Here is a 2,581-nt window from a genome sequence, read left to right as displayed (position 1 = left end):
CCGCGCGGCCGGCGAAAACTCGAGCCAGCCAAGTGGGCTTCGAGCGGGTATTGAACATTTCGGGCGGACCGTATCTGGCAAGCACCTCCTTAAGGGTTTCGACGCAACAACCGGCCTCCATGGTATTGGATAACCGCCAGCTCAAAACCTTCCGGCTGTGCCAGTCCATGGTTGCTACCAAATTCAGGAACCCGCGCCGCATCGGGAGTGGAGTAAGAAGCGCAGTTGCGCTTCTCCTCCCCGAACCGTACGTGCACCTTTCAGCGCATACGGCTCTCCATTCAAACTTGGCTCATGGCCATGGCAACATCGCGGTAGCGAGGCTGCGAGCTTGTCCTGCATTTCGCTGATTATCAAAGGTCTACACCTCTCTCGGTCAGGCCATTTGCACTCCAAGCAGATTGAACTGTTCCCGTTCACCATGTGACAGGCTTTCGGCCCTACGGTTACCCGGAAAAGCCGCTCGTCAGCTACCAGACCTATCGACAATCATCTGGGAGGAACCTTCCTCGACTGGCCTTGCGCGCCGTCGGGGCGACCTGAACAATCCGGGCTAACAATTCGGCAATACCCGCCTTATGGTTTTTTCAAGAAGGTCAAAATTGTTTAAATAGTCAAATAGTTCAAGGGTCTGTGTTTGAGCCTCCTTCGTATTCTGATTTAGCTTGCGCTTATAATAATAAATATGGTTGCCACGTTTATTGACTCTCCGCTCCTGTTTGACCCAAGATCGAACCACGTCACCTGGGATCAAATAGAAGTCTGGAGTGTCTTTTATTGGGATGTTTTTGGTAGCTAGGCGGCCTAGATTACCATTTAGCAGCACGCCCAGATCCACTCCTATCAGGAAGTCGAATTCTAGATCTGCCCCAGAACCTCCGACCTTATGTGCCCAGCCAAAACTCTCGACGTAAGTGCCTGTCTTTACCTGTATTCGAAAGCTTCGATCAACAATGAAGTCATATCCGGGTTGGTTCATACGGATGTTATTTGCATCTTCAACTACATGCCCTTGGTTCGTCAGTGGCAATAGCAAATCAGCAACAGCAAGAGTTCCGATCTCATCAGATAATTTCATACGGTCTCGCCGGGTTATTACTGGAGGAGTTTTCAGAAGATCGGCGTTAACACAAGATTGCAGAAGAGCTAGTTGGTCAGAGTCAGGAGTATAACAACTAGAAAACATCAGATTTTATCTCGTATGGATAGTGGCGTGGATTAAAAAAGTACAGAGGGAAGCACTCGGCGTTGAGATGGAATGGCCCCCGGCGCAATCATCTTAAGAGATGGATCTTTAGGTCTGACCCAAATTGGTTTCGGCCTGTCAAGTGGAATCGCACTTATAGGATACTTCGCAAACAGATTAGCAATCTGCTGCTCATCAATGCCTTCAGGTAGCCAGCCAACTTGCTCATTTTGGCCGCATTCATAGAAGGATAGCAAATCGTTCCAGATCCTCACAAGATCTTCGTTCGGACCTGCATTGTCTTCGGAAATCTCATTGATACCTGAACGATGCTCAAAACCTGCAACCAACCTGACTGGGTGCGGGTTATAGGTGAAAGCGTAAGTGAACTGGGTGTCAAACAGTGAACCAACGGATATCTTGTAACGAGCATGTGAACTCAACTCCTTAAATAACCAGATGTGCCAACGACAATGCCTATTCTCAGATTTCTTGGTTCTCTTTGCTAAATCCCTTAAGTCGTCGTAGAACTTTTGCTGAGGTTTATCCCATACAATTGGCTTGGATACCTTTGCTTCTCCCAACCAAGGAAGCTCACCACTAAGTTCCGAAATCACACGTTCCGCACCAATGTCGAACCATTCTTTGACATCTCCTTGGCGTCGGTAGTCAGCTAACCTGTTTCGAAGCTCTCGTTCTGCATTAGCTAGGCTGTCAGCGCGTTGAAAGGAGATTAAGAACCGAATCTTCAGTGCAGATGGATTGTGGCTTCTGGCTTGCTTAAAACGCTGTGGCCATTGTGTGTCTTTACCGATTTTGCAGGAATTTGGCAGTCTTGGGTCTTCCATGAAGTAAAGAATGTTTTGGGGCATCAAGATGTTGACCTGAGTTATTGGAGTTTGAAGGGGCTCTGTCGCAAATTTTGCGGGCGAGGGAAACAGGAATATACAGCGGCGGTGATTTGGGATGTTTCGAGGTCGTGGCGTTGATCAGTTTCAAAGGCACTCAATTTCCCAAGGGCGTGATCCTGTATGCCGTCTCACAGTACACGACTCCTGATTATCCAGCTATTTTCAATGGCGTTCGGGGGCATGCTGCTTTCCATGCGCTGTGCGCCTGCTCTGGCTGATGGAGTATCCAGTTCCGCAGAGCGTCCAGGCCGTTGCGGAACCATGATTTCCGGCGTCTGCCATGCGCTTTTCGTTTGATGGCCTTTTTGCCCATGAAACGGGTTGCACAACGGTTGGCCCAGGTGACAGAAAAGCCGATTACACCGAGCAGGGTCGCCAGCTTTTTGGGGTCAGTGATATGGGTGTTGGAGTTCGTCCTTGTTTCCGGACAGTTTGACTTTGTCGGCTATGCGGCCATTTTGAAAGTGGTTTCTGTAAAAGCCTG

The 2,581-nt window shown here is 49.1% G+C and carries 2 protein-coding genes and 1 pseudogene; all 3 read right to left on the bottom strand.

Annotation, left to right across the window (positions count from 1 at the left end; genetic code table 11):
* A pseudogene (locus E1297_RS02840) lies at window positions 1–223 on the bottom strand (IS3 family transposase); the annotation flags it as partial.
* Window positions 224–553: 330 nt separating this feature from the next.
* Entirely contained in the window at window positions 554–1,078 is a 525-nt protein-coding gene (locus E1297_RS02835; RefSeq protein ID WP_155133653.1) for a hypothetical protein, read from the bottom strand.
* Window positions 1,079–1,218: 140 nt separating this feature from the next.
* Entirely contained in the window at window positions 1,219–2,058 is an 840-nt protein-coding gene (locus E1297_RS02830) for a GIY-YIG nuclease family protein (RefSeq protein ID WP_155133650.1), read from the bottom strand.
* Between the last annotated feature and the right edge of the window lie 523 nt (window positions 2,059–2,581).

It is taken from the genome of Roseibium sp. RKSG952 (genome assembly GCF_009711355.1).
Note: the sequence above shows the minus strand (reverse complement) of the source record. Positions and strands in the feature narration are given on the sequence as shown.

What these genes read in the sequence shown, in the direction of transcription:
- E1297_RS02835 (WP_155133653.1), bottom strand. Translation starts at nt 1,078, where the DNA reads ATGAAATTATCTGATGAGATCGGAACTCTTGCTGTTGCTGATTTGCTA.
- E1297_RS02830 (WP_155133650.1), bottom strand. Translation starts at nt 2,058, where the DNA reads ATGCCCCAAAACATTCTTTACTTCATGGAAGACCCAAGACTGCCAAAT.